22 protein-coding genes and 3 pseudogenes are annotated in these 25,013 nt (G+C 63.9%); 9 read left to right on the top strand and 16 right to left on the bottom strand.

The features are described from left to right. The first annotated feature begins 114 nt into the window (after window positions 1–114). From JKP78_RS07335 to JKP78_RS07315, 5 genes are all read left to right on the top strand, one after another. On the top strand, window positions 115–1,836 hold the full coding sequence (locus JKP78_RS07335; RefSeq protein ID WP_325166786.1) for a glucan biosynthesis protein G: 1,722 nt from the start codon (window positions 115–117) through the stop codon (window positions 1,834–1,836). Next, window positions 1,829–4,402, top strand: a complete 2,574-nt coding sequence (gene mdoH / locus JKP78_RS07330) for a glucans biosynthesis glucosyltransferase MdoH (RefSeq protein ID WP_200626419.1) — start codon at window positions 1,829–1,831, stop codon at window positions 4,400–4,402. The genes JKP78_RS07335 and mdoH overlap by 8 nt, the downstream gene beginning before the upstream one ends. A gap of 282 nt (window positions 4,403–4,684) precedes the next feature. Then, on the top strand, window positions 4,685–5,482 hold the full coding sequence (locus JKP78_RS07325; RefSeq protein WP_186684455.1) for a transporter substrate-binding domain-containing protein: 798 nt from the start codon (window positions 4,685–4,687) through the stop codon (window positions 5,480–5,482). Window positions 5,483–5,561: 79 nt separating this feature from the next. Next, window positions 5,562–6,524 carry an amino acid ABC transporter permease gene (locus tag JKP78_RS07320; protein ID WP_170033234.1) on the top strand — a complete coding sequence of 321 codons (963 nt, stop codon included), beginning with the start codon at window positions 5,562–5,564 and terminating at the stop codon, window positions 6,522–6,524. Further along, complete coding sequence (locus JKP78_RS07315) at window positions 6,517–7,251, top strand: amino acid ABC transporter ATP-binding protein (RefSeq protein ID WP_186684457.1); 735 nt, start codon at window positions 6,517–6,519, stop codon at window positions 7,249–7,251. The genes JKP78_RS07320 and JKP78_RS07315 overlap by 8 nt, the downstream gene beginning before the upstream one ends. A gap of 137 nt (window positions 7,252–7,388) precedes the next feature. Here JKP78_RS07315 and JKP78_RS07310 read toward each other — a convergent pair whose 3' ends face one another. The 12 genes and pseudogenes from JKP78_RS07310 to ubiE all read right to left on the bottom strand — a co-directional run bounded on the left by JKP78_RS07310 (window position 7,389) and on the right by ubiE (window position 17,710). Next, window positions 7,389–9,332 (bottom strand): methyl-accepting chemotaxis protein, encoded by a 1,944-nt coding sequence (locus JKP78_RS07310; protein ID WP_200626417.1) that lies wholly within the window; start codon window positions 9,330–9,332, stop codon window positions 7,389–7,391. A 246-nt stretch (window positions 9,333–9,578) separates the two neighbouring features. After that, window positions 9,579–10,292: a methyl-accepting chemotaxis protein gene (locus JKP78_RS25410; protein ID WP_442793974.1), complete on the bottom strand. Its 714-nt coding sequence runs from the start codon at window positions 10,290–10,292 to the stop codon at window positions 9,579–9,581. Between the two features lie 141 nt (window positions 10,293–10,433). Continuing rightward, window positions 10,434–11,378: pseudogene (locus JKP78_RS25405) on the bottom strand (methyl-accepting chemotaxis protein); the annotation flags it as partial. 218 nt (window positions 11,379–11,596) lie between these two features. Beyond that, window positions 11,597–12,304: a 16S rRNA (uracil(1498)-N(3))-methyltransferase gene (locus JKP78_RS07300; protein ID WP_200626401.1), complete on the bottom strand. Its 708-nt coding sequence runs from the start codon at window positions 12,302–12,304 to the stop codon at window positions 11,597–11,599. Beyond that, window positions 12,301–13,086, bottom strand: a complete 786-nt coding sequence (tatC, locus tag JKP78_RS07295; RefSeq protein ID WP_186672313.1) for a twin-arginine translocase subunit TatC — start codon at window positions 13,084–13,086, stop codon at window positions 12,301–12,303. The genes JKP78_RS07300 and tatC overlap by 4 nt, the downstream gene beginning before the upstream one ends. Beyond that, entirely contained in the window at window positions 13,083–13,460 is a 378-nt protein-coding gene (gene tatB / locus JKP78_RS07290; protein ID WP_186684331.1) for a Sec-independent protein translocase protein TatB, read from the bottom strand. Before tatB ends, tatC begins: the two co-directional genes overlap by 4 nt. A 3-nt stretch (window positions 13,461–13,463) precedes the next feature. After that, a complete protein-coding gene (locus JKP78_RS07285) occupies window positions 13,464–13,736 on the bottom strand; it encodes a twin-arginine translocase TatA/TatE family subunit (RefSeq protein ID WP_186672316.1) in 273 nt (90 codons plus the stop codon). Window positions 13,737–13,898: 162 nt separating this feature from the next. Then, entirely contained in the window at window positions 13,899–14,234 is a 336-nt protein-coding gene (locus JKP78_RS07280) for a phosphoribosyl-ATP diphosphatase (protein ID WP_170033220.1), read from the bottom strand. Between the two features lies 1 nt (window position 14,235). Further along, on the bottom strand, window positions 14,236–14,628 hold the full coding sequence (gene hisI, locus JKP78_RS07275) for a phosphoribosyl-AMP cyclohydrolase (protein ID WP_013974544.1): 393 nt from the start codon (window positions 14,626–14,628) through the stop codon (window positions 14,236–14,238). A gap of 72 nt (window positions 14,629–14,700) precedes the next feature. Continuing rightward, entirely contained in the window at window positions 14,701–16,320 is a 1,620-nt protein-coding gene (gene ubiB / locus JKP78_RS07270) for a ubiquinone biosynthesis regulatory protein kinase UbiB (RefSeq protein WP_186684334.1), read from the bottom strand. Beyond that, entirely contained in the window at window positions 16,317–16,940 is a 624-nt protein-coding gene (locus JKP78_RS07265) for a ubiquinone biosynthesis accessory factor UbiJ (protein WP_200626399.1), read from the bottom strand. The genes ubiB and JKP78_RS07265 overlap by 4 nt, the downstream gene beginning before the upstream one ends. Further along, entirely contained in the window at window positions 16,940–17,710 is a 771-nt protein-coding gene (ubiE, locus tag JKP78_RS07260; protein WP_186684338.1) for a bifunctional demethylmenaquinone methyltransferase/2-methoxy-6-polyprenyl-1,4-benzoquinol methylase UbiE, read from the bottom strand. The genes JKP78_RS07265 and ubiE overlap by 1 nt, the downstream gene beginning before the upstream one ends. A 124-nt stretch (window positions 17,711–17,834) precedes the next feature. Between ubiE and JKP78_RS07255 the strand changes: the two genes are divergently transcribed. The 4 genes and pseudogenes from JKP78_RS07255 to JKP78_RS25395 all read left to right on the top strand — a co-directional run. Next, complete coding sequence (locus JKP78_RS07255) at window positions 17,835–18,110, top strand: polyhydroxyalkanoic acid system family protein (RefSeq protein ID WP_186672329.1); 276 nt, start codon at window positions 17,835–17,837, stop codon at window positions 18,108–18,110. A 263-nt stretch (window positions 18,111–18,373) separates the two neighbouring features. Then, entirely contained in the window at window positions 18,374–18,793 is a 420-nt protein-coding gene (locus JKP78_RS07250) for a phasin family protein (protein ID WP_085621735.1), read from the top strand. Then, window positions 18,720–19,190, top strand: a pseudogene (locus JKP78_RS25400) (phasin family protein); the annotation flags it as partial. The gene JKP78_RS07250 and the pseudogene JKP78_RS25400, both read left to right, overlap by 74 nt. A gap of 30 nt (window positions 19,191–19,220) precedes the next feature. Continuing rightward, a pseudogene (locus JKP78_RS25395) lies at window positions 19,221–19,556 on the top strand (hypothetical protein); the annotation flags it as partial. A gap of 172 nt (window positions 19,557–19,728) precedes the next feature. Here JKP78_RS25395 and JKP78_RS07240 read toward each other — a convergent pair. From JKP78_RS07240 to phaC (JKP78_RS07225), 4 genes are all read right to left on the bottom strand, one after another. After that, window positions 19,729–20,343, bottom strand: a complete 615-nt coding sequence (locus JKP78_RS07240) for a TetR/AcrR family transcriptional regulator (protein WP_170033208.1) — start codon at window positions 20,341–20,343, stop codon at window positions 19,729–19,731. A gap of 13 nt (window positions 20,344–20,356) precedes the next feature. Continuing rightward, complete coding sequence (phaC, locus tag JKP78_RS07235; RefSeq protein WP_200626391.1) at window positions 20,357–22,039, bottom strand: class II poly(R)-hydroxyalkanoic acid synthase; 1,683 nt, start codon at window positions 22,037–22,039, stop codon at window positions 20,357–20,359. A 120-nt stretch (window positions 22,040–22,159) separates the two neighbouring features. Further along, the gene (phaZ, locus tag JKP78_RS07230; protein ID WP_170033204.1) at window positions 22,160–23,011 is read right to left on the bottom strand and encodes a poly(3-hydroxyalkanoate) depolymerase; all 852 of its coding nucleotides are present in this window, start codon (window positions 23,009–23,011) and stop codon (window positions 22,160–22,162) included. Between the two features lie 60 nt (window positions 23,012–23,071). Next, window positions 23,072–24,751, bottom strand: coding sequence for a class II poly(R)-hydroxyalkanoic acid synthase (phaC, locus tag JKP78_RS07225; RefSeq protein WP_200626389.1), 1,680 nt, complete (start codon window positions 24,749–24,751; stop codon window positions 23,072–23,074). Window positions 24,752–25,013: the final 262 nt, after the last annotated feature.

Raw genomic sequence — 25,013 nt, 5'->3', positions numbered from 1 at the left:
GTCTGGATCCGTTTGGGGAATCATTACGCCCTCACGGGGTCCGAACAGTGCTCGCCAACCCGGCATTTGTCGCTGGCCGTTGGTTTCATGATCTGTTTTCGGCGAGGGTTGCTCGTGATTGTTAGTCCACAAAAAGCATCAAGAATCCCCGGCAACGGGCTGCGCAAGGCTCTGATGGCCAGTGTGGCACTGGTCGGCCTGATGAGCGCGGGCCAGCTGTGGGCATTCAATCTTGACGATGTTGCAGCCAAGGCAAAGGATCTGGCCGGTCAGAAGTACGAAGCCCCAAAAAGCAACCTGCCGGCAGTGTTCCGCGACATGAAGTTCGCGGATTACCAGAAGATCCACTTCCTGCAGGAAAAAGCCGAGTGGGCCAAGGACAAGACCCCGTTCAAGCTGTCGTTCTATCACCAGGGCATGCACTTCGACACGCCGGTGAAGATCAACCAGGTCACCGCCACCAAGGTCGAGGAAATCAAGTACGACCCGAGCCGCTTCGAGTTCGGTGACGTGCCGCACGACCCGGAAACCACCAAGAACCTGGGTTACGCCGGTTTCCGCGTGCTGTATCCGATCAACAAGGCCGACAAGCAGGACGAGATCATGACCCTGCTTGGCGCCAGCTATTTCCGTGTGGTCGGCAAGGGCCACGTGTACGGCCTGTCGGCGCGTGGCCTGGCCATCGACACCGCGCTGCCGTCGGGCGAGGAATTCCCGCGCTTCACCGAGTTCTGGGTGGAGAAGCCCAAGCCGACCGACAAGCACCTGGTGATCTACGCGCTGCTCGACTCGCCGCGCTCCACCGGCGCCTACAAGCTGACCCTGCGCCCTGGCAACGACACCGTGGTCGACGTGCAGTCCCGCGTGTTCCTGCGTGATCACGTCAGCCGCCTGGGCATCGCCCCGTTGACCAGCATGTACCTGTTCGGCCCCAACCAGCCGTCCAAGGTCCTCAACTATCGCCCGGCCCTGCATGACTCCGAAGGCCTGTCGATCCATGCTGGCAATGGCGAGTGGCTGTGGCGCCCGCTGAACAACCCGAAACACCTTGCCGTGAGCAACTTCAGCGTCGAGAACCCGCGCGGGTTCGGCCTGATGCAGCGCCAGCGCGCCTTCAGCGACTACGAAGACCTCGATGACAACTACCAGAAGCGTCCGAGCGCCTGGATCGAGCCGAAGGGTGACTGGGGCAAGGGTACCGTCGACCTGGTGGAAATCCCGACCGCCGACGAAACCAACGACAACATCGTGGCCTTCTGGAGCCCGGAGAAGCTGCCTGAGCCAGGCAAGCCGATCGAGTACGCCTACCGCCTGCACTGGACCATCGACGAGCCGAAGTTCCAGGCCCCCGAGCTGGGCTGGGTCAAGCAGACCCTGCGCTCGACCGGTGACGTCAAGCAATCCAACCTGATTCGCCAGCCTGACGGCAGCGTGGCCTTCCTGGTCGACTTCGCCGGCCCGGCGCTGGCGGCCTTGCCGGAAGACACCGCCGTGCGCAGCCAGATCAGCGTCGGCGACAACGCCGAGGTGGTCGAGAACAACTTGCGCTATAACCCAGAGACCAAGGGCTGGCGCCTGACCCTGCGGCTGAAGGTCAAGGAAGCCAACAAATCGACCGAAATGCGTGCCGCGCTGGTGCGTGACGTGCCGGTCGAAAGCACCAAGCCTGCCGCGGATGCCAAGCAGGACAAGGCTGCAGCCAAGCATGCCAAGGCCGACAAAGCCGCCAAGGCCGAACAACCTGCCGCCGATGCGGCGCCCACCAACGGGACCCCGGCCACCACCGAGAAGGTGCTGACCGAGACCTGGAGCTATCAGTTGCCTGCCGATGAGTAACTCAAGCGCAAGGCCGGAATCGCTGCGCGAATACCTGGCCCATCTACCACTGAGCGACGAGCAACGGGCGGAACTCGCCAACTGCACGTCCTTCAGTGAGCTGCACCAACGCCTGGCGGCCAACCCGGCCGCCAGCTCTGCCGAGGCCGTGCAGGCCTCGGTGGGGCCGCGCCTGACCGTAGGCAGCGCCGCCGAGCTGGAGGACGCCGAAATGCTCGGCGTCGACGGCAGCGGCCGCCTGTGCCTGAAGATCGCCCCGCCGATCAAGCGCACCAAAGTCGTGCCCGAGCCATGGCGTACCAACGTGCTGATCCGCATGTGGCGGCGCATGACTGGCCGTACCAATGCACCGCAGCCGCCCAAGCGCGAGCTGCCGCCGGCCCGCTGGCGCACGGTCGGTTCGATCCGCCGTTACATCCTGTTGGCGCTGATGATCGGCCAGACCATCGTCGCCGGCTGGTACATGAAAGGTATCCTGCCGTACCAGGGCTGGTCGTTCGTGGACTTCGACGAAGTCGCCAACCAGCCGCTGTGGGACACCGTGGTGCAGGTATGGCCGTATGCCCTGCAAACCTCCATCCTGGTTCTGTTCGGCATCCTGTTCTGCTGGGTGTCGGCAGGGTTCTGGACCGCACTGATGGGCTTCCTCGAGTTGCTCACCGGGCGTGACAAATACAAGATCTCGGGAAGCAGCGCCGGTAATGAGCCGATCGCGCCCGAGGCGCGCACTGCGCTGGTGATGCCGATCTGCAACGAAGACGTACCGCGGGTGTTCGCCGGCCTGCGTGCGACGTTCGAGTCGGTAGCCGCCAGCGGCAACCTCGACCGTTTCGACTTCTTCGTGCTCAGCGACACCAACGACACCGACATCGCCGTGGCCGAGCAACAGGCCTGGCTCGACGTGTGCCGCGAAACCAAAGGCTTCGGCCGTATCTTCTACCGCCGCCGTCGGCGTCGGGTGAAGCGCAAGAGCGGCAACCTCGACGACTTCTGCCGTCGCTGGGGTGGCGAGTACAAGTACATGGTCGTGCTCGACGCCGACAGCGTCATGAGCGGCGAGTGCCTGAGCAGCCTGGTGCGCCTGATGGAGGCCAACCCGGACGCCGGCATCATCCAGACCGGGCCGAAAGCCTCGGGCATGGACACCCTGTACGCGCGCCTGCAGCAGTTCGCCACCCGCGTGTACGGCCCGTTGTTCACCGCCGGCCTGCACTTCTGGCAGCTGGGCGAGTCGCACTATTGGGGCCACAACGCGATCATCCGCATGAAGCCGTTCATCGAGCACTGCGCCCTGGCGCCGTTGCCGGGCAAGGGGGCGTTCGCCGGTGCGATCCTGTCCCACGACTTCGTCGAGGCCGCGCTGATGCGCCGCGCCGGTTGGGGCGTGTGGATCGCCTACGACCTGCCGGGCAGCTACGAAGAATTGCCGCCGAACCTGCTCGACGAGCTCAAGCGTGACCGCCGCTGGTGCCACGGCAACCTGATGAACTTCCGCCTGTTCCTGGTCAAGGGCATGCACCCGGTGCACCGCGCGGTGTTCCTCACCGGGGTGATGTCGTACCTGTCGGCGCCGTTGTGGTTCCTGTTTCTGGTGCTGTCGACCGCGCTGTTGGCGACCAACACGTTGATGGAGCCGCAGTACTTCATCGAGCCGTACCAGCTCTACCCGCTGTGGCCGCAGTGGCATCCGGAGAAGGCCGTGGCGCTGTTCTCCACCACCATCGTGCTGCTGTTCCTGCCCAAGCTGCTCAGCGTCATCCTGATCTGGGCCAAGGGCGCGACCGAGTTCGGTGGGCGGATCAAGGTCACCCTGTCGATGCTGATGGAGATGCTGTTCTCCATGCTGCTGGCGCCGGTGCGCATGATCTTCCATACCCGCTTCGTGCTGGCCGCGTTCCTCGGCTGGGCGGCGACCTGGAACTCGCCGCAGCGTGACGACGACTCCACGCCCTGGAGCGAAGCCGTGCGCCGGCATGGCCCACAGACCTTGCTGGGGATTGCCTGGGCGGCGCTGGTGGCCTGGCTGAACCCGAGCTTCCTGTGGTGGCTGGCGCCCATCGTCGGTTCGCTGGTGCTGTCGATCCCGGTTTCGGTGATTTCCAGCCGCACCCGCCTGGGCCTGGCGGCCAAGGACGAGAAGCTGTTCCTCATCCCCGAGGAATACGCCACCCCGCAGGAGCTGCTGGCGACCGACCAGTACACCCACGAAAACCGCTGGCATGCCCTGCATGATGGCTTCGTGCGCGCTGTGGTCGACCCGCGGCAGAACGCCCTGGCCTGCGCCATGGCCACGGCCCGTCACGGCCAGGCGGCACCGATCGAGGCGCTGCGTGCCGAGCGTGTGGCCAAGGCGATGGAGGTCGGGCCGAAGGGGCTGGACCTCAACACCCGCCTGGCCCTGCTCAGCGACCCGGTGGCGCTGAGCCGCCTGCACGAACAGGTGTGGACCGAGCACAATGCGGCGTGGATCGATGTGTGGCGTGCATCGATAAAGAACGACCCGCATTCGCCGCTGTTGCCGCTGCATCCGGAGAATGAAGGCCAGCCGGCACTCGTCGGCGCCTGATCGGGCCTCTTCGCGGGCACGTCGGATCGCCGCACCGCCGCTCCCACAGGTACTGCACAGCCTTTGAGGCATGCGCTGTACCTGTGGGAGCGGCGGTGCGGCGATCCGACGTGCCCGCGAAGCTTTTAGGGCCTTGCCTCGATTTTGGCCAACAAAGTCCCCCCCAGCTCTAGGTCCCCGGGCCGCCATGCGTTAGCATCCCTCTCCGGTATGCCGCATCGGCCAGTACGGCCGTGCCAACAATAAGATTCGCTACTTTTCTTGTTAGGGGACCTGGTGATGATCAAGAAATACCTTTCGCGACTGCTGGTCGGTGTCACCGCCCTGGTCGCGGTGACTGCGGCCCAGGCGGGGGCCATCGATGACGCGGTCAAGCGCGGCACCCTGCGGGTGGGCATGGACCCGACCTACATGCCGTTCCAGATGACCAACAAGCGTGGCGAGATCATCGGCTTCGAGGTCGACATCCTCAAAGCCATGGCCAAGTCCATGGGCGTCAAGTTCGAGCCGGTCTCCACCGCCTATGACGGCATCATTCCGGCCCTGCTGACCGACAAGTTCGACATGATCGGCAGCGGCATGACCCTGACCCAGGAACGCAACCTGCGCCTGAACTTCAGCGAACCCTTCATCGTGGTCGGCCAGACCCTGCTGATCCGCAAGGAGCTGGCGGGCGAGATCAAGTCGTACAAGGACCTGAACAACGAAAAGTACCGCCTGACTTCCAAGCTGGGTACCACCGGTGAAATGGTCGCCAAGAAGCTGATCGGCAAAGCCAAGTACCATGGCTATGACAACGAGCAGGAAGCGGTAATGGACGTGGTCAACGGCAAGGCTGATGCCTTCGTCTACGACGCGCCTTACAACGTCGTCGCCGTGGACAAGGCCGGTGCCGGCAAGCTGCTGTTCCTCGAAGAACCCTTCACCTACGAGCCGCTGGCCTTCGGCCTGAAGAAAGGCGACTACGACAGCATCAACTTCATCAACAACTTCCTGCACCAGATCAAGAACGACGGGACCTACGATCGTATTCACGACAAGTGGTTCAAGAACAAGGACTGGCTGAAGGAAATGGAATAAGGCCCAGGCCACAAGCCCGGCTTTATGACCCCGACGCGCAGGCAAACCCTGCGCGTTCGCATTTACGGAAGTACCCCACGTGATCAAACACAAGAAAGCCCAGTGGCCCTGGCATGGCCTGACCGCCCTGGTCCTGGTGGGCCTGGCGTTCAGCCTGTACCTGGCCACCTCGATGATTTCCTACGAGTGGCGCTGGAACCGCGTACCGCAGTACTTCGCCTACAAGGCCGAGGAGGCACAGCGCGCCGCCGGTTACGGTACCGTGCAGGAGATCGTCATCTCAGGTGACAGCGCTCGCGTCACGCTGAAGGACGAGAACGGTGACGAGCAGGTGCTCGACGTGGCCAAGGACAGCCTGCAACTGGCCCGTGGCGATGATGTCGCCGAAGGAGACCAGGTTGGCGTTACCCGCCACTGGGCCGCCGGCCCACTGGCCTGGGGCCTGTGGACCACCCTGTGGATTTCGGTGGTGTCCGGTGCCCTGGGCCTGGTCATCGGCCTGTTCGCCGGCCTCTGCCGGCTGTCCAGCAACCCGACCTTGCGTGACCTGTCGACGGTCTATGTCGAACTGGTGCGCGGTACTCCGCTGCTGGTCCAGATCTTCATCTTCTATTTCTTCATCGGCACCGTGCTCAACCTGTCCCGCGAGTTTGCCGGGGTGGCCGCGCTGGCGCTGTTCACGGGCGCCTACGTGGCCGAGATCGTGCGTGCCGGTGTGCAATCCATCGCCAAGGGCCAGAACGAAGCCGCCCGCTCGCTGGGCCTGAATGCGGGCCAGTCGATGCGCCATGTGATCCTGCCGCAGGCGTTCAAGCGTGTGCTGCCGCCGTTGGCCGGCCAGTTCATCAGCCTGGTCAAGGACACCTCGCTGGTCTCGGTGATCGCCATCACCGAACTGACCAAAAGTGGCCGCGAGGCCATCACCACCTCGTTCTCGACCTTCGAGATCTGGTTCTGCGTGGCAGGCCTGTACCTGCTGATCAACCTGCCGCTGTCGCACCTGGCCAGCCGGCTCGAGCGGAGGCTTGCGCAAAGTGATTGAAGTCCGTGACCTGCTGAAAGTCTTCGACACCCGTGGCCACGTGGTCCGCGCTGTGGATAACGTCACCACCCAGGTCGCCAAGGGCGAAGTGGTGGTGGTGCTTGGGCCGTCGGGTTCGGGCAAGTCGACCTTCCTGCGTTGCCTCAATGGCCTGGAGCATTTCGACCAGGGCCATGTGGCCATCGATGGCCTGCAACTGGCCGACCCGAAGACCGACATCAACGCCTACCGACGCGAAGTCGGCATGGTGTTCCAGCACTTCAACCTGTTCCCGCACATGACCGTGCTGGAAAACCTGTGCCTGGCGCAAAAGGTGGTGCGCAAGCGCAACAAGGCCGAGCGCGAGGCCAAGGCCCGGGCACTGCTGGAGAAAGTCGGCATTGCGCAGAAGGCCAACGAATACCCGTCACGCCTGTCCGGCGGCCAGCAGCAGCGGGTGGCGATTGCCCGTGCCCTGGCCATGGACCCGAAAGTGATGCTGTTCGACGAGCCGACTTCCGCGCTGGACCCGGAAATGGTCGGCGAGGTGCTGGACGTGATGAAGGCCCTCGCCCAGGAAGGCATGACCATGGTCTGCGTCACCCACGAAATGGGCTTTGCCCGCGAAGTGGCGGACCGCGTGCTGTTCTTCGACCATGGCAAGTTGCTGGAAGATTCGCCACCGTCGGCATTCTTCGCTGCGCCGAAGGACCCGCGTGCGCAGGCCTTCCTGCGCCAGGTGCTGTAACCACCGGGGCGCTTTGCGCCCCTTTCGCGACACAAGGCCGCTCCTACCGGGAAATGCGCGCGACCCCAGGGGAAACCGCGATCACCTGTAGGAGCGGCCTTGCGTCGCGAAAGGGCTGCAAGGCAGCCCCGGCAATCTCAAATGCTGAAGCGCCTCACCATCCCCCGCAGCTGTTGCCCCAACTGCTCCAGTTCCCCGCTCGAAGCCGCGGTCTGCTCACTGGCTGCGCTGGTCTGATCCGACACGTCCCGCACATTCAGCACACTACGGTTGATCTGTTCGGCAACCACGCTCTGCTCTTCGCTGGCCGTGGCGATCTGCTGGTTCATGCCCTGGATGTTCGACACCGTGTCGGTAATCTGGCTCAGCGCATGCCCGGCGCGGCGGCTCAGTTCCACGCTTTGCTCGGTCAGGCTCTTGCTGTTGTCCAGTAGTCGGGTCACTTCGTCGGTGCCATTGTGCAAGCTGTCGATCAGTTGGCCAATTTCTTCGGTCGCGGTCGACGTGCGCTGGGCCAGGCCACGGACTTCGTCGGCCACCACGGCAAAGCCGCGCCCGGCTTCACCGGCCCGTGCTGCTTCGATTGCTGCATTCAGGGCCAGCAGGTTGGTCTGTTCGGACACCGACTTGATCACATCGAGGATGCTGCCGATGCGCTGGCTCTCGCCAGCCAGGTGCTGCATGGCTGCCAGGCAATGGTCCATCTGCCCGGCCAGCTGTTCGATCCGGCCGATGGCCTCGGCCACCACCTGGTCGCCCATCTGCGCCTGCTGGTCGGCATTGGTCGCGGCCAGCGAGGCCTGTTCGGCGTTCTGCGCGACTTCCTGCACCGTGGCGCTCATCTGGTTCATGGCGGTGGCCACCTGGTCGGTTTCCTCGCGCTGCTGGTTGATGCGCAGCTTGGTATCCTCGCTGCTGGTGGCCAGCTCCGAGGCGGCCTGTGACAGCTGGCCGACACCCTGGTCGATGCCGCCGATCAGCTCGCGCAGGCTCAAGGTCATGTCGCGCATGCTGCTTTGCAGCTGGCCCATCTCGTCACGGCGCTGCACGGCTTCGACCTGGCTCAGGTCGCCCTTGGCAATGCGCGCGGCTACGGCCAGGGTCTGGCGCAGGGGCTGGGTAATCTGCAGGGTGATCAGCCAGCCGGCCACGACACCCACCAGCAGCGCCAGCAATGCCACGCTGGTCAGCAGCGAGCGGGCGGCCAGGGCTTCGCTGTCGCGTTGCTCGACCTTGCGCTTGCCCAGTCCCAGGCTCACGGCACGCAATTCGTCGCCCATGGTTTCCAGGTTGTTCTGCAGCTGCTCGACGCGCACGGCGGCGCGGCGGTACTGGTCCAGGCTGGCGCGGTACTTGGCCAGTTCGGCCCCAGGCTGTTCGATCAGGGCGCGGGGCAAGCCCAGCGGGGCAAGGCCTCTGAGCAGTTGTTCCAGGCTGCTGTCCGCGGCATCGAGGGCGCTGTTTCCAACCTTGGCGAAGTCCTCGACGGGAGAAAAGGTGTAGGCCGGCACCAGGCTCTGCTGGTTGGCACCGTCGATGTGCCGGCTTACGGTGTCCATCAGGCCGAGTACGCCTCTTTGCTGGCTATCGGCACCCATCCTCAGCAAGGCCTGGGTCTGCAGTTCGTCGATCGCATCGTTGAGTTTCTGCTCTTGGGCCTGCATGGCCTGGCGCAGGGCAATGCGGTCAGCGACGCTGCGTTGCAGTTCGCTGAAGTCGTCGCGCAGGCGCTGCAGCAAGGCCAGCTTTTCGCTGAGTATCTGCCTTGACTCGTCGACGTTGCTGCGTTGCTGCAGGGTGGCCAGCCTGTCGTTCAGCTGATCGAGAATGCTGGTTATCCGCGATCGGCTGGTGTCATCGTTGAGGACCCGGTAGGTGATGCGCTCTGCGCGCAGGTCCTTGGTCAGGTCGTTGATCAGGCCAATCTCGCTGAGTTGCTGCGAGCGCACGATAGCGCCATCCAGCGCGCGCCAGCCGCTGATCGTAGTGGCCAGGGTAAGCAGCAGCACCACGGCAAAGCCGAGGGCCAGCTTGGCACCGACACTGATGTTGCCGAGCTTGCGGTTGAGGTAGCCGAGCATGGTGAGTCTCCGTGCAATTGGGGGGAGGGCGTGCGGGCGCATTGCCAGCATCACACCTCTGCCAATCGGCAGCGGAGTTGTAGGACTTGACCTGATAATCAGGTAGGAAATTTCACTTCAGCAGGTAGGAATGATGTGCCTGTGCTGGGCCCTTCGCGGGTAGTGCACTGCCCTTGAGAGCGGTGGTATCCCTGTGGCAGCGGGTTTATCCGCGCAGAGGCCAGCACAGGCAGCCCATAGTTCAGGTCAGAGCCTGAACCGCCCCACCAAGCCCTGCAGGTGGGTACCCAGGCGCGCCAGCTCCACGCTCGAGCTGGCCGTCTCTTCACTCGCCGCCGAGGTCTGGTCGGAAATGTCCCGTACATTCATCACGCTGCGGTTGATCTCCTCGGCTACGGCCGTCTGTTCTTCCGCCGCCGTGGCGATCTGCTGGTTCATCGCCTGGATCGACGACACGGTGCGGGTGATGGTTTCCAGCGAGGTGCCGGCGCGGCGGGTCAGTTCGACGCTGCTGTCGGTCAACTGGCGGCTGCTGTCCATCACGCTGGCCACGCGCTGGGTGCCACTTTGCAGGCCGGCGATCAGCTCTTCGATTTCCTCGGTGGATTGCTGCGTTCGCTGGGCCAGGCTGCGTACCTCATCGGCAACCACGGCAAAGCCACGCCCGGCCTCGCCGGCACGGGCGGCCTCGATCGCCGCGTTGAGGGCCAGCAGGTTGGTTTGCTGGGCCACCGACTTGATGACATCGAGCACGCTGCCGATCTTGTCGCTCTCGGCCTTGAGCTGGTTCATCGCTTCGCTGGAATTGACCACTTCACCCGCCAGGCGCTCGATCTGCGCCACCGCTTCGCCCACCACGCGGTCACCTTCGCGGGCCTGCTGGTCGGCCATCAACGCGGCTTCCGAGGCCTGCTCGGCATTGCGTGCCACTTCGTGCACGGTGGCGGTCATCTGTTTCATCGCGGTCGCCACCTGATCGGTTTCGACCTTCTGGTTGTTGACCCCGGCGCTGGTCTGTTCGGTCACCGCCGACAGCTCCTCGGCGGCGCTGGCGATCTGCGTGACACCATCGCCGATACCGCTGATCAGTTCGCGCAGGCCCTGGGTCATGCGCTGCATGCTGGCTTGCAACTGGCCGAGTTCGTCGCGGCGTTGTACCTGCTGCTGCTGGGTCAGGTCGCCATTGGCCACACGTTCAGCGGCCTGCAGGGTCTGGCGCAGTGGGATGATGATCTGCCGGGAAATGCTCCAGGCCGCCAACAGGCCCAGGGCCAAGGCCAGCGCAGTGGCCAATGCCAGCAGGCGCTTGGCCTGGGCGGCGCCGGCATCGCGTACCTCGGTTTGCGAAGCGGTCATCGCCTGGCTGGTCTGCAGCAGCACCGTGCCGTGCTCAACCATGCTCTGCAGAGCATGCTCAGTGGCGGCCTGGGCATCGCCAAACTGGGTAAGCGCGTCGCGGTAGCCGGCCATGGCGGTGGCGGCATCGTCGAGGCTGGCGGCATGTTCTGCAGGTACCTTGGCCGGCAGCGCACGCAGCTCGGCCAGGGCCTGGTCAATCGCTTTCAATGCCGTTTGCTGGAAGTCGGCGTTGCCGCTGTAGGTGTAGCCGCGCACCTGGAAGCGCGCCTGCTGCAGCAATGCGCTCACTTCCACTGCATGCTGGTACTGGCTGATATCGCCGCCCTGTTGCAGCGCCCGTTGCACTTTGCCGACCAGTTCCGTGGCCTTGTCGGCGGTGTCGCCAAGCACACCGCGGCTGGCCTCGCGGCGCTGGCCGGCCTGCTTCAGCTCGCTGAACGCCTGCTGGTAGCCGCGCACGGCCTCACGCTGTTGCTCCAGCCGCTGGCGGTCGGCAGATTGCTCGATCTGGGTGAGCATCAGTTGCACCTGGCGGTCGAGATTGCCCAGGGCTTTTTCCAGCTCTGCCACCGAGGCGTCGTCACGCTGGCGTTGGTATTGCTGGCGGGCGATGCGCAGTTCCTGGGTATATTGCTGGATGAGCGAGATGTTACCCAGCTTGTCGCCACGGTTGACGATGCTGTCCATGCCGTACCAGCCAGTCAGGGTAATGGCTAGGGTCAATAGCAGCACGAGGCCGAACCCCAGCCCCAGTTTGCGACTGACGCTCACGTTGCCCAACGATTGGGCGATCCATTGATACATGTGAAACTCCCTGGCCGGCTTGGCAGCACAATATCTGTTGTTGTTGCCAAGGCCATCGGCGCGCGGGAGGGAAACTTTATGGGTAAAAGTTGACTTTTGCGTCAGAAAATTCGCGCGAGCAGCGCTGTCACTGCGGTCTCTACCCGCAGGATGCGCTCACCCAGTTGCACCGGCGCCAGGCCGGCCGTGCCCAACAGCTCCACTTCGTAGGGGATCCAGCCGCCCTCCGGGCCGATGGCCAAGGTCACCGCTTGCTCCACGGCACGCGGGCAGGCAGGGTAGGGGCCAGGGTGGCCGACCAGGCCCAAGGTGCCTGCGGCGATGGACGGCAGGCGGTCCTCGACGAACGGTTTGAAACGCTTTTCGATGATCACCTCCGGCAGCACGGTGTCGCGCGCTTGTTCCAGGCCGAGGATGAGGTTTTCGCGGATGCTGTCGGGGTGCAGGAAGGGCGTTTGCCAGAAGCTTTTCTCGACCTTGTAACTGTTCACCAGGATCAGCCGCGGTACGCCCAGGGTGGCTACGGTCTGGAACAGCCGACGCAGCATTTTCGGGCGGGGAACGGCGAGCACCAGGGTCAACGGCAGTTTGGCCGGTGGCTGCTGGTCGAAGACGACTTCCAGTTCGGCCTCGTGGGTTTCCAGGCGCACCACCGTGGCCTTGCCCATCAGGCCGTTGATACGGCCCACGCGCAGGTTGTCACCCACCGCCACGCGGTGGATCTCCTGCATGTGGGTGAAGCGCCGGTCGGCAAGAACGACGCGGTCGTCCGCGACGAAGTCGGCCTCTTCAAGGAGCAGCAGGTTCACGGTTGGGTCGCAGGTGGCTGGTCGTTATGGTCGTTGGCAGCATTGGCTTCGCTGCGCTTGCGGATCAGGCTGCCGCATAGCACACCGATCTCGAACAACAGCCACATGGGCACCGCCAGCAGGGTCTGGGAGAAGATGTCCGGCGGGGTGAGGACCATGCCGACCACGAAACAGCCGATGATCACGTAGGGGCGGATCTTCTTCAGGTACTTCACGTCGACTACGCCGATCCACACCAGCAGTACCACCGCCACCGGGATCTCGAAGGCCACGCCGAAGGCGAAGAACAGCGTCATCACGAAGTCCAGGTAGCTGGCGATGTCGGTCATCATCGACACGCCTTCCGGCGTGGCGCTGGCGAAAAAGCCGAAGATCAGCGGGAACACCAGGAAATAGGCGAAGGCCATGCCGGCGTAGAACAACAGGATGCTCGACACCAGCAGCGGGATGGCGATGCGCTTTTCATGACGGTACAGCCCGGGCGCGATGAAGCCCCAGATCTGCTGGAGGATGAACGGGATCGCCAGGAACAGTGAGACGATCATGGTCAGTTTGAACGGCGTCAGGAACGGCGAGGCCACGTCGGTGGCGATCATCGTTGCATTGGCCGGCAAATGTTCGCGCAGCGGTGCCGAAACCAGGGTGTAGATCTGCTGGGCGAAGGAGAACAGCCCGGCAAAGATCAGGAAAATGACGGCAACGCAGCGCAACAGGCGTGTGCGCAGTTCGGTCAGGTGCGATACCAGCGGCATCGGCTGGTCGTGTTCCGGGTTCTCGCTCATGGGGCTCGCGGCGGTTGGGGCGGTTCGGCAGGGGTGGCCGGGGCGGCAGCTGTGTCGACCGGCAGGGGCTCGAGCCCCGCAGGGGGCTGCACGGTTGCAGTGGTAACGGGCGGCTGCGCGGGTGGTGTCATCGGGTTGAGGATGCGCTTGGCTTCCTCTTCCATCTGCAGGATGTGTTCGTTGTGCAGCTGGCGACGGATCTCGTCAGCGCCGATTTCACGCTCCACTTCCATCTTAATGCTATTGAAGCTGCGCTTGAGCCGCCCGATCCACAGGCCTGCCGTGCGCGCGGCACCGGGCAGGCGCTCGGGGCCGAGCACCAGCAGGGCGACCAGGCCGACGAGCAGCAGCTCGCTGAAACTGATGCCGAACATGGGTCAGTCTTTCCGCTGTGGCTCTTGGACCGGCTGGGCCTGGCCTTCGATAGTGTGGCCCTGGTTCTGCTGGGCGGTGTTCTGCATTGGCGGAACGGGCTGGGCAGGCGGCGGGGTGTGCTCGGCCGGCTTGTTCTCTTCTTCGCTCATGGCCTTGCGGAAGCCCTTGATCGACTCGCCCAGGTCGCTGCCGAAGTTCTTCAGCTTCTTGGTGCCGAACACCAGGACCACGACGACCAGCAGGACGATCCAGTGTTTCCAGTCAAAGATACCCATTTTCGTACTCCTGAAAAATGTGTGTACAGCAAATCGATCCGGCAACACGCTCCCTGTGGGAGCGGACATGTCGAGGCGTCGAACCGCCGCGAGCACCGGCGTAGCCGGTGCCATGCACCGCGTCGGACTCTTCGCGGGCACGCCCGCTCCCACAGGCGCCCGTCAGGCAGTAGGCGTTCGTGCGGCCTTCTCATCGTGCCCGGACAGCCCGAAACGGCGTTCTAGTTCATCCAGCACGGCTTGCGGGTGCTGGCCCAGTGCGCTGAGCATCACCAGGCTATGAAACCACAGGTCGGCGGTTTCGTAGATGACATCGCTGTAATCCTTGCTGAGCGCGGCGTCCTTGGCGGCGATGATCGTCTCCACCGATTCTTCGCCGAGCTTCTCGAGAATCTTGTTCAGGCCCTTGTGGTACAGGCTGGCCACGTAGGAGCTGTCGGGTGCCGCCTGCTTGCGTTCTTCAAGCACTTCGGCCAGGCGATTGAGGGTGTCGCTCATGTCAGTGTCCTGCGCTGTAGATGGCATCCGGGTCCTTCAGGACCGGGTCGACGGTTTTCCACTGGCCGTCTTCGAAAACACGGTAGAAGCAGCTTTCACGGCCGGTATGGCAGGCGATATGGCCCAGTTGCTCGACCATCAGGATGATCACGTCGGCATCGCAGTCCAGGCGCATTTCATGCAGCTTCTGCACATGCCCGGACTCCTCGCCCTTGCGCCACAGCTTGCCACGCGAACGCGACCAGTAGATGGCGCGTTGTTCGGCGGCGGTCAGGGCCAGCGATTCGCGGTTCATCCAGGCCATCATCAGCACGCGTCCGGTCTTGTGGTCCTGGGCGATCGCCGGTACCAGGCCTTCGCTGTTCCACTTGATCTCGTCCAGCCAGTCTTTCATCGTCGACTCCAAGGCGGGCCCGCTCCTGTGCCGGGCCCTTTGCGCTAGTGTGCCAGCCATGCGCGCGGCTGGCTATTGGCGCACGATCAGGTAAAGGCCAGCGGCCAGCATCAACCAGGCCGGCCAGGCGCTTGGGGCGGCCAGGCTGGCAGCCTCGGCGGCGCCGGCGGCCAGCACCGCGCCGCCCCCCAGCAGGCCGGCACCGAGCAGGCGCAGCGGCCAGCGGTCGCCCTGGCGGCGACGTTCCGGCAGTTGCGGATCGTGCAGGTGCGGTTGCGACAGGCGTTCGAGCACGTCGCGGGCCATGTCGGCCAGGTGCGGCAGCTGTTCGACCTGGCTGTGGATGTTGCCAAGCACGGCTTTCGGGCTCATGCGGTCGCGCATCCAGCGTTCGAGGAACGGCTTGGCGGTACTCCACAAGTCCAGGTCGGGGTACAACTGGCGGCCCAGGCCCTCGATGTTGAGCAGGGTCTTCTGCAGCAGCACCAGTTGCGGCTGCACTTCCATGTTGAAGCGCCGGGCGGTCTGGAACAGGCGCATCAGCACCTGGCCGAAGGAAATATCCTTTAACGGTTTTTCGAAGATCGGCTCGCACACGGTGCGGATGGCGGCCTCGAATTCGTTGACCTTGGTATGTGCCGGTACCCAGCCAGAGTCGATGTGCAGCTGCGCCACGCGACGGTAGTCGCGCTTGAAGAAGGCGATCAGGTTGCGCGCCAGGTAGTCCTGGTCCTCGTCCGTCAGGCTGCCGACGATGCCGCAGTCGATGGCGATGTATTGCGGGCTCCAGGGCCGGACCGTGCTGACGAAGATGTTGCCGGGGTGCATGTCGGCGTGGAAGAAGCTGTCGCGGAACACCTGGGTGAAGAATACTTCCACGCCGCGCTCGGCGAGCATTTTCATGTCGGTGCGCTGGTCGGCGAGGGTGGCCATGTCGGTTACCGGGACGCCGTAGATGCGCTCCATCACCAGCACCTTCGGCCGGCACCAGTCCCAGTACACCTGCGGCACGTACATCAGCTCGGAGCCTTCGAAATTGCGCCGCAGCTGGCTGGCGTTGGCTGCTTCGCGCAGCAGGTCGAGTTCGTCGTAGATGGTCTTTTCGTAGTCACTGACGATTTCCACCGGGTGCAGGCGGCGGGCGTCGGCAGAAGCACGCTCGGCGCCTTTGGCGATCAGGAACAGCCAGGCAATATCGGCGGCGATTACCGGCTTGAGGCCCGGCCGGACCACCTTGACCACGACCTCCTCGCCGCTTTTCAGGCGGGCTGCATGAACCTGGGCCACCGAAGCGGAAGCCAGTGGCTCCACGTCGAAGCGGCTGAATACCTCACCCACCTTGGCGCCGAGCTGTTCCTCGATCAGCGCCACGGCCTGTTGCGGGTCGAATGGCGGTACGCGGTCTTGCAGCAACATCAACTCGTCGGCGATGTCGGTTGGCAGCAGGTCGCGGCGGGTGGACAGCAACTGGCCGAACTTGATGAAGATCGGCCCCAGGTCCTGCAGGGCCAGGCGCAGGCGTGCGCCACGGTTGAGCTCGGACGGCTTGCGGGGCAGCCAGCGCCATGGCATCAGCAGGCGCAGGCTCATCAGCCACCATGGCAGCGGGTAGTCGAACAGCAGGTCATCCAGCCGGTACCGGATGACTACGCGCTGGATGCGGAAAAGACGGCGGACGGCGAGCAGCTTCATGCGTTATCGCTGGTATCAAGGGATTGGGAGAGGCGCTTGATGCGCGCCTCGAGGCGTTCTGTCTCAAGCTTGAGGGCATCGAGTTCGCTGAAGGCGGCTTCGGCTTCGCGCTTGCCGACCAGGGTGCGGGATTCTTCGGCCAGGTATTCGGAGAGGTTCTGGCTGAAGCGCGCGAAGCCCTGACGGGTCCAGCGTGCACGCAGGCGGACGTGGCCTGCGAGCATGGCCGTGGCGACCGGGCCGAGCCAGCGCTGCAGCTCGTGTTCCCAGTCCAGTTCCAGGTCCTGCAGCACCCCGAACAGGTCGAGCAGCACGGCACTGTCGCCATGCAGTTCGACTTGCGGGCTGTGCAGCACGGCAGTCTTGTCCTTGGCCAGGGCCAGGTGCGCCAGGCTGCCGGCCGGGGCGCGCAGGCTGCAATCGACAGCGCCCTCCCAGTGGGCAGCCAGCATCAGGCCTTCTTCATCGGGCAGGATGAATACCTGCAGGGCCGGTTGGCGGCAGTCGATCTCGATGACCTTGCCTTCCAGCGCGGCCAGCCGCGGCAGGGCCGTGCTGTCCATGCGCAGGATGCGGTTCAGGCCATGTTCGACGCTGGCGAGCAGCCCGGCCAGCAGCATCAGGGCTTGATTCCCCGGTGCACGGCGACGATGCCGCTGGTCATGTTGTGATAAGTGACGCGGTCGAAACCGGCCTCGACCATCATGGCCTTGAGGGTTTCCTGGTCGGGGTGCATGCGGATCGACTCGGCGAGGTAGCGGTAGCTGTCCGCATCGTTGGTGATCAGCTTGCCGGCCAGGGGCATGAAGGCGAACGAGTAGGCGTCGTAGGCCTTGGACATCAGCTTGTTGGTCGGTTTGGAGAACTCCAGCACCAGCAGGCGGCCGCCCGGCTTGAGTACACGCAGCATCGAGCGGATCGCTTCGTCCTTGTGGGTGACGTTGCGCAGGCCGAAGGCGATGGTCACGCAGTCGAAATGGTTGTCCGGGAACGGCAGCTTCTCGGCATCGGCCTGGACGAACTCGATGTTGCCGGCCACGCCACGGTCGAGCAGGCGGTCACGGCCAACCTTGAGCATCGATTCGTTGATATCGGCCAGCACCACCTGCCCGGTCGGGCCGACCAGCCGCGAGAACTTGGCCGCCAGGTCACCGGTACCGCCGGCGATGTCCAGCACGCGGTTGCCGGCGCGTACGCCAGACAGCTCGATGGTGAAGCGCTTCCACAGGCGGTGCATGCCGCCGGAAAGCACGTCGTTCATCAGGTCGTACTTGGCCGCCACCGAGTGAAACACTTCGGCGACTTTCTTCGCCTTCTGGCTTTCAGGGACGTCCTGGTAACCGAAATGGGTGGTGGGTTCGGCTTGGTCGCCTTTGCGCTGGTCGTTCATATCGCTTCACCGGAAAAAATTACCGCCATTCTAGGGCGAACGGGCGGATTTGTCTTGGCGGGGTGTGCCAGTGGGCAGGGGCGGGCATAATGCCCATTATGTCTTCATCCTCAGGAACACCTGCATGACTCAGATCAGCGTCGAACGCAAACACTCCCTCGGCCGCGATGCCGCCCGTGCCAAGGCCGAAGCGCTGGTAGACAGGCTGGTCCGGGAATACGACCTCAAGGCGACCTGGAACGGCGACCGGGTCGATGTGGCGCGCAGTGGTGCCAACGGCAGCGTGCATATCGGCGAAGACAGCATCCGCGTAGAGCTGAAGCTCGGCATGATGCTGTCGATGATGAGCGGCACGATCAAGGGCGAGATCGAGCGGGCACTGGACAAGGCCCTGGCCTGATCGTTTGCCGAGCCCTGCAGTCACCTTAGGCTCTGTGTGAAAAGCCTTGATACTCGGTGGTGCTGCGTTGAAAACAGCCTCGGAATGCTCATTTACAACCCGTAAACTCCGCTTCCTCGGCTGTTTTCGCCTTGCCTGACCTTCGTCTCAAGACTTTTCACCCAGAACCTAGGGTGAAGATTCTAATTTCCCTCTCTATCTTGTGCTCAAGCCCAACCTCCATGGGCGGTTCCCCCCCCACTCATGAGCATGAGGTACAGAGCATGGCCAAAGTGACTGTGAAGAAAAAGGACGACGCCCCGGGTACGCTGGGCGAAGTGCGTGGCTACGCGCGCAAGATCTGGCTGGCGGGTATCGGCGCCTATGCACGCGTGGGCCAGGAAGGCTCCGACTATTTCAACGAGCTGGTCAAGGCCGGTGAAGGTGTCGAGAAACGTGGCAAGAAGCGTATCGACAAACAACTGGACGCGGCCAACAACCAGATCGATGAAGCGACCCAGGCCGTTAGCCGTGTCCCAGGGCGGGTCGAAATTCAACTCGACAAAATCGAAAAAGCTTTCGACGCACGGGTAGGGCGCGCCTTGAATCGCCTGGGCATTCCGTCTAAACATGACGTTGAGGCGTTGTCCATCAAGCTTGAACAGCTGCATGAGCTGCTCGAGCGCGTCGCGCACAAACCATAAGGAGAGCAGGATGGCTGGCAAGAAGAACACCGAAAAAGAAGGCAGCTCCTGGGTCGGCGGGATCGAGAAATACTCCCGCAAGATCTGGCTGGCGGGGCTGGGTATCTATTCGAAGATCGACCAGGACGGCCCGAAGCTGTTCGACTCGCTGGTGAAGGATGGCGAGAAGGCCGAGAAGCAGGCGAAGAAAACCGCTGAAGATGTTGCCGAGACTGCCAAGTCTTCGACCACTTCGCGGGTGTCTGGCGTGAAGGACCGTGCATTGGGCAAATGGAGCGAACTCGAAGAGGCTTTCGACAAGCGCCTGAACAGCGCCATTTCGCGCCTGGGTGTGCCGAGCCGCAACGAGATCAAGGCCCTGCACCAGCAGGTGGACAGCCTGACCAAGCAGATCGAGAAGCTGACCGGTGCTTCGGTTACGCCGATTTCGTCGCGCACCGCTGCTGCCAAACCGGCTGCGAGCAAGGCGGCGGCCAAGCCACTGGCCAAAGCGGCAGCCAAGCCTGCGGCAAAAACCGCAGCGGCCAAACCGGCAGCCAAGCCTGCGGCCAAGGTTGCTGCGGCCAAGCCAGCCGCCAAACCGGCAGCGGCCAAGCCTGCTGCGGCGAAGAAGCCTGCGGTGAAGAAGCCTGCGGTGAAAAAAGCCCCGGCCAAACCGGCAGCCGCCAAGCCAGCAGCCCCAGCGGCCAGCGCCGCCCCGGCCGCGACCGCAGCTCCGGCACCTGCCGCTGCCCCGGTCAGCAGCACGCCGTCGGCACCAGCGGGCACCGGTCCCCTGATCTGATACCGCGTCGCCTGCTTCGCGGGCATGCCCGCTCCCACAGGTTTATCGCAGAGCCCTTGGTTTGTGCGATCCCTGTGGGAGCGGGCGAGCCCGCGAAGGGCTGCAAAGCAGCCCCAGTCAAACGGGAGGACTCAGTTGGCTGGCATCATTGTTACCCCTCCAGATACCGCACCGCCAACTGCTCCGCCGCCGCTCGCGCCTGCGCCTGCAAATGCGGCGCCACCAGCATCATCACCTGATACACCACAATACCCACGTCCCCCTCGCGCCCCAGCACGCGCTGATAATCCAGCGAGAACATCAGGGTCAGGGTGATCTGCTCCACCAGTTGCCCCAGCGCCTGGGTCTCGCTTTCGACCTGCCCCTGGCCCTTGAGGCTGGCCAGCAACGCTGCGAGCGTACGCTTGAGCGCGTTGATCAGGCTGCGCATGCCGCGCGCCAGCTTGGGCAGGCGCCCGGTCAGGTTCGACAGGTCCTGGAACAGAAATCGGTACTGCGCCATGTGTTCGACGATCAGGTGCAGGAACAGCCAGTAGTCTTCGGCGTCCAGGCGCACCTCGAGCGGTGGGTCGAGCAAGGGCATCAGCGCCTCTTCGAAGCGCTCGAACAGGCCCAGTACCAAGGGCTCCTTGCCGTGGAAGTGGTAGTACAGGTTGCCCGGGCTGATGCCCAGTTCGTTGGCGATCTCCAGGGTGGATACGTTCGGCTCGCCCTGCTGATTGAACAGCTGCAAGGCGCACTCGAGGATACGGTCGCGAGTCTTCATCCCGTCGGCAGGCTCAGCGGGTCATCACGTAGGTACCCGGTGCGGGCCCCAGCGGTGGGTATGTGGCATTGCCCAGCTCGCTGCGCGGTGCCTTGAGCGGGCCGGAGCGCGGGGTGATCCAGTCCAGCCACAACGGCCACCAGCTGCCTTCGCTGCGCTTGGCGTCGTGGAACCAGGCGCGCGGGTCGCCGGGCAGCTTGGGGTTCGCCAGGTAATAGGCCTTGGGGTTGCCAGGCGGGTTGATGATGCTCTGGATATGCCCGCTGTTGGCCAGCACGAAACGCCGGTCGCCACCCAGCAGCAAGGCCGAGCGGTATACCGCGTCCCACGGGGTGATGTGGTCGTTGCTGCCGGCGACGGTGAAACTGTCCAGGTCGACCTTGTGCAGGTCGATGGGCGTACCGCACACCTCCAGACCGGCCGGATGGGTCAGCGGGTTGAGCTTGAAGAAGTCCAGCAGGTCGCCATGCAGCGCAGCGGGCAGGCGCGTGCTGTCAGCGTTCCAGTAGAGGATGTCGAACGCCGGTGGCGTCTTGCCGAGCAGGTAGTTGTTGACCCAGTAATTCCAGATCAGGTCATTGGGCCGCATCCAGGCGAATATCCGTGCCACCTCGGCGCCGTCCAGCACGCCACGCTGGTAAGAGCGGCGCTTGGCGGCCTCGATGGTTTGTTCGTCGGCGAACAGGCTGGCGGGGCTTTCGAACTTGCTGTCCAGCAGGCTTACCAGGTAGGTGGCGCTGCGCACCCGGCGCAGCTGGTGCCTGGCCTGCAGGTGGCCTTGCAGCGCGGCCATGGTCAGGCCGCCGGCGCAGGCACCCATCAGGTTGGGGTCGCGATTGCCGCTGATGCTGCGGCAGGCGTTGAGTGCCTCTTCCAGCGCTTGCACGTAACTGGACAAGCCCCATTCGCGGTGGCGCGGTTCGGGGTTGCGCCAGCTGACCATGAATACCTGCAGGCCGCTCTTGAGCATGTATTGCACGAAGCTGTTGGTCGGGCCCAGGTCGAAGATATAGAACTTGTTGATTTGCGGCGGTACCACCAACAGCGGGCGTGCATGTTGTTTTTCGCTCATCGGCTTGTACTGGATCAGCTCCAGCAAGTCGTTGCGAAACACCACTGCGCCAGGTGTAGCTGCCAGGTTGCCGCCCACTTCAAAGGCGCGCTCGTCCACCTGGCGGGGCAGGCCGTCGTTGTGGCGCAGGTCGTCGAGCAGGTGGGCCACGCCGCGCACCAGGCTCTGCCCGCCGGTATTGAACAGTTCCTTCACCGCCAGCGGGTTGAGCAGCGAGTTGCTTGGTGCCAGGGCGTCGTTGACCAGATTGAACAGAAAGTGCGCCCGCGCCCGGTCATCGTCGTCCAGATAGCTTTCCTCGATCCACAGGCGGGTCTGCTTCTGCCAGGCCAGATAGGCCTGCAGGCCGCGGCGGTAGAACGGATTCTGGCTCCAAGTAGGATCGTTGAAGCGTGGGTCGCGCGGGTTCGGCTGGTAAGGCGTGTCCCCCAGCAGCACGCGACCCAGTTGGCCGCCCAGGGCCAGTAGATGGTGGGCGGTATGCAGCGGGTGGCGCAGGCCATGGCGGCTGACATTGCGCAACGTGGACAACAGGTCACGCCCGCGCAGGCCGAGGATGGCGTTCTGCACATTCATGCGGGTGGCGGGAAGCGTTGGCGTTCCTTTGGCCGGTTTGTCTTTCATGGCAACACTCCCTCGTCTGAGCCGTTTCGCTGTCGAGACCTTCGCGGGCAATGCCCGCTCCCACAGGTTCAGCGCCGTCCCTGTGGGAGCGGGCGCGCCCGCGAACAAGGCCGCATCGATCTACCCGCCCGAAGCCGGGCGAGGGTGCATGACGGCGCGCTGTCGTTCTTGCTGAAGGAAACTCATGATGATCGGGGCGACGGCCTCGGCCCGGGTGATCAGGAACAGATGACCGTCGTCGATAATGTGTAGCTGGGCATTGGGAATCCGCCAGGCCAACAGGCGCATGTTGATCAGCGGGATCAGCGGGTCGTCGTCACCGGCCAGTACCAGGGTTGGCTGCTGGATCTTGTGCAGCCAGTGGATGCTGGTCCAGCCAAGCCCGGCGAACAGTTGCCAGTAGTAACCCATCTTGCCCCCGGAGCGCACCTTGGCGGCATGCTGCATGGCCAGGTCCGGATCGCGCCGGAAGCCACCGCCATAGATCAGCGGCGCAATGCGGATAACGTGCGACGGTTGTACGTAGCGGCGCGGGCTGGCCATCATCCACAGCACCTTGGGCTTGCCTGGCACCATCACGGCACCGGCGGCGGTAGCAGCGAGCACCAGCTTCTTGCAGCGTTCGGGGTAGTCGTGGGCGAACTGCTGGGCCAGGGCACCGCCCCAGGACACGCCGATGACGTTGACCTGGCCGTAATCGAGGTAATCCAGCATCCGTGCCGTGAGCTTGGCCAGCCCGGGGAACCGGTACGGGTGGCGAGGCGTTGACGAACCGCCGACCCCGGGTACATCGAAGGCGATCACTTCCAGGTCCGGGTCCAGTGCTTCGATGAACGGGAACACCAGCTCCAGGTTGGCGCCGATACCGTTGAAGATCAGCAACGGCGTCAGGTGCGGCTTGCCCGGGCGGACGGCGGTACGGATGGACTGGTTATCCAGCTCTACAGTCCTGAAGATATAGGGTTGCGGCATGCGCATGACTCTTGGGTGAATGAACACCGTGGCGCCCGCAGGTGGCCACGGCGCTGCAGCTCAACGCTCGTGAACGTACGTACCCGGGGCGGCTTCGCCGGCGGCGTAGGCCCGGTTGCCCAGGCGCGTCGGCGCCTTCTTCAGCTCACCGGCGCGCTCGGCCAGCCAGCCTTGCCAGTGCAGCCACCACGAGTCGGCATGCTTGGTGGCATTTTCCTGCCAGGCCAGCGGGTCACCCGGGCGGTCGGCACCGGTCATGAAGCGCGCCTTGGGGTTGCCCGGCGGGTTGAGGATGCTCTGGATATGCCCGCTGTTGGACAACACGAATTCGATCTTGCCGCCGAACAGGTGCGCCGAGCGGTAGCACGACTGCCACGGAGTGATGTGGTCAGCGGTGCCGGCCACGCTGAAGATGTCGCATTGCACCTGCTTCAGGTCGATCGGTGTGCCACACACTTCCAGGGCATTGGGGCGGGTCAGCGGGTTGCTCTTGAACATTTCGATCAGGTCGCCATGGAAGGCGGCCGGCAGGCGCGTGGTGTCGTTGTTCCAGAACAGGATGTCGAACACCGGCGGCTCGTTGCCAAGCAGGTAGTTGTTGACCCAGTAGTTCCAGATCAGGTCGTTGGGGCGCATCCAGGCGAACACCTTGGCCATCTCGCTGCCTTCGAGCACGCCGGCCTGGTAGGAGTGGCGCTTGGCGGCCTCCAGGGTCTGCTCGTCGACGAACAGCGCCACCTGGGTATCCACGGTGGTGTCCAGCACGCTTACCAGCAAGGTCAGGGCATTGACCTTGTTCTCGCCCAGGGCGGCATAGTGGCCCACCAGGGCGGTGCAGGTAATGCCGCCGGAACAGGCGCCGAGCATGTTCAGGTCCTTGCTGCCGGTAATCGCCAGCACCGCGTCGACGGCTTCCTTGAGCGCATCGATGTAGGTCGACAGGCCCCATTCGCGCTGGGCCTTGGTCGGGTTGCGCCAGCTGATGATGAAGGTCTGTTGCTGCGAGCGCAGGCAGTAGCGCGCCAGGCTCTTTTCCGGGCTCAGGTCGAACACATAGAACTTGTTGATCTGCGGCGGCACCACCAACAGCGGGCGGGCGTGTACCTGCTCGGTGATCGGGCTGTACTGGATCAGCTCCAGCACATCGTTGCGGTACACCACGGCACCTTCGCTGGTGCCCAGGTTCTTGCCCACTTCGAAGGCATCCATGTTCACCTGGCTGGGCATGCCACCGTTGTTGACCACGTCCTTGGCCAGGTTGGACAGGCCGTCCAGCAGGCTCTTGCCGCCGGTTTCGAAGAAGCGCTTGACCGCCGCGGGGTTGGACAGGGTATTGGTCGGCGCCATGGCCTCGGTCATCAGGTTGATGACGAACTGGCCGCGGCTGATGTCCTGGGGTGACAGGTCGCTGCTGCCGATCCAGTCCTGCAGCTCCTTGCGCCAGGCCAGGTAGGTCTGCAGGTAGCGGCGGTAGAGCGGGTTGTGGCTCCAGGCCGGGTCGTTGAAGCGACGATCATCGCTTTCCGGGGCCAGGCTGGATTTGCCCAGCAGCACATTCTTCAGCTCCAGGCCGAAGTGGGCCACATGCTTGGCGCTGTGCAGCGGTTGGCGCACGGCCTGGCGCAGCACGGTACGTGCCGAACTCAACAGGTCCTTGCGACGAATACCGATGACCGGGTTCAGCCCCAGGGTGTTTTCCGAGGCTTGCCGCTGCAGCTCATCGTTGTTCTTGTTACTCATCTACGACGCTCCGTTGTCCTGAGACGAGTACCGGTTTGCTGTGACGGGTGCACAGTGCTGAGCCCGGTACTGCTACTCGGGTGACCAGTGATAAGGAACAGCGGTGCTGCGAGGGTGCTGATTACCTGCAAGGTGATGCAGGGAACTTGCCACTCCCCATTGGTTACCCGACTTTCATGTAATGCGCAAGACAGCCCTTCATTGGGCTGTCTGTAGGGCATTCAAACAGATGATTCTAGAAAATGCGCTCTAAACCCCGGGG

This window comes from Pseudomonas sp. LAM2023, assembly GCF_016620375.1.
GTDB lineage: Bacteria > Pseudomonadota > Gammaproteobacteria > Pseudomonadales > Pseudomonadaceae > Aquipseudomonas > Aquipseudomonas anuradhapurensis.
The sequence above is the reverse complement of the archived record's forward strand: the minus strand, read 5'-3'. Positions and strand labels throughout refer to the sequence as shown.

Coding starts and splice junctions, on each gene's coding strand:
- mdoH (WP_200626419.1), top strand. CDS start 1,829: ATGAGTAACTCAAGCGCAAGGCCGGAATCGCTGCGCGAATACCTGGCC.
- JKP78_RS07310 (WP_200626417.1), bottom strand. CDS start 9,332: ATGCTCGGCTACCTCAACCGCAAGCTCGGCAACATCAGTGTCGGTGCC.
- JKP78_RS25410 (WP_442793974.1), bottom strand. CDS start 10,292: ATGAAACAGATGACCGCCACCGTGCACGAAGTGGCACGCAATGCCGAG.
- tatC (WP_186672313.1), bottom strand. CDS start 13,086: ATGAGCGAGAACCCGGAACACGACCAGCCGATGCCGCTGGTATCGCAC.
- tatB (WP_186684331.1), bottom strand. CDS start 13,460: ATGTTCGGCATCAGTTTCAGCGAGCTGCTGCTCGTCGGCCTGGTCGCC.
- JKP78_RS07285 (WP_186672316.1), bottom strand. CDS start 13,736: ATGGGTATCTTTGACTGGAAACACTGGATCGTCCTGCTGGTCGTCGTG.
- JKP78_RS07280 (WP_170033220.1), bottom strand. CDS start 14,234: ATGAGCGACACCCTCAATCGCCTGGCCGAAGTGCTTGAAGAACGCAAG.
- hisI (WP_013974544.1), bottom strand. CDS start 14,628: ATGAAAGACTGGCTGGACGAGATCAAGTGGAACAGCGAAGGCCTGGTA.
- ubiB (WP_186684334.1), bottom strand. CDS start 16,320: ATGAAGCTGCTCGCCGTCCGCCGTCTTTTCCGCATCCAGCGCGTAGTC.
- JKP78_RS07265 (WP_200626399.1), bottom strand. CDS start 16,940: ATGCTGCTGGCCGGGCTGCTCGCCAGCGTCGAACATGGCCTGAACCGC.
- ubiE (WP_186684338.1), bottom strand. CDS start 17,710: ATGAACGACCAGCGCAAAGGCGACCAAGCCGAACCCACCACCCATTTC.
- JKP78_RS07255 (WP_186672329.1), top strand. CDS start 17,835: ATGACTCAGATCAGCGTCGAACGCAAACACTCCCTCGGCCGCGATGCC.
- JKP78_RS07250 (WP_085621735.1), top strand. CDS start 18,374: ATGGCCAAAGTGACTGTGAAGAAAAAGGACGACGCCCCGGGTACGCTG.
- JKP78_RS07240 (WP_170033208.1), bottom strand. CDS start 20,343: ATGAAGACTCGCGACCGTATCCTCGAGTGCGCCTTGCAGCTGTTCAAT.
- phaC (WP_200626391.1), bottom strand. CDS start 22,039: ATGAAAGACAAACCGGCCAAAGGAACGCCAACGCTTCCCGCCACCCGC.
- phaZ (WP_170033204.1), bottom strand. CDS start 23,011: ATGCCGCAACCCTATATCTTCAGGACTGTAGAGCTGGATAACCAGTCC.
- phaC (WP_200626389.1), bottom strand. CDS start 24,751: ATGAGTAACAAGAACAACGATGAGCTGCAGCGGCAAGCCTCGGAAAAC.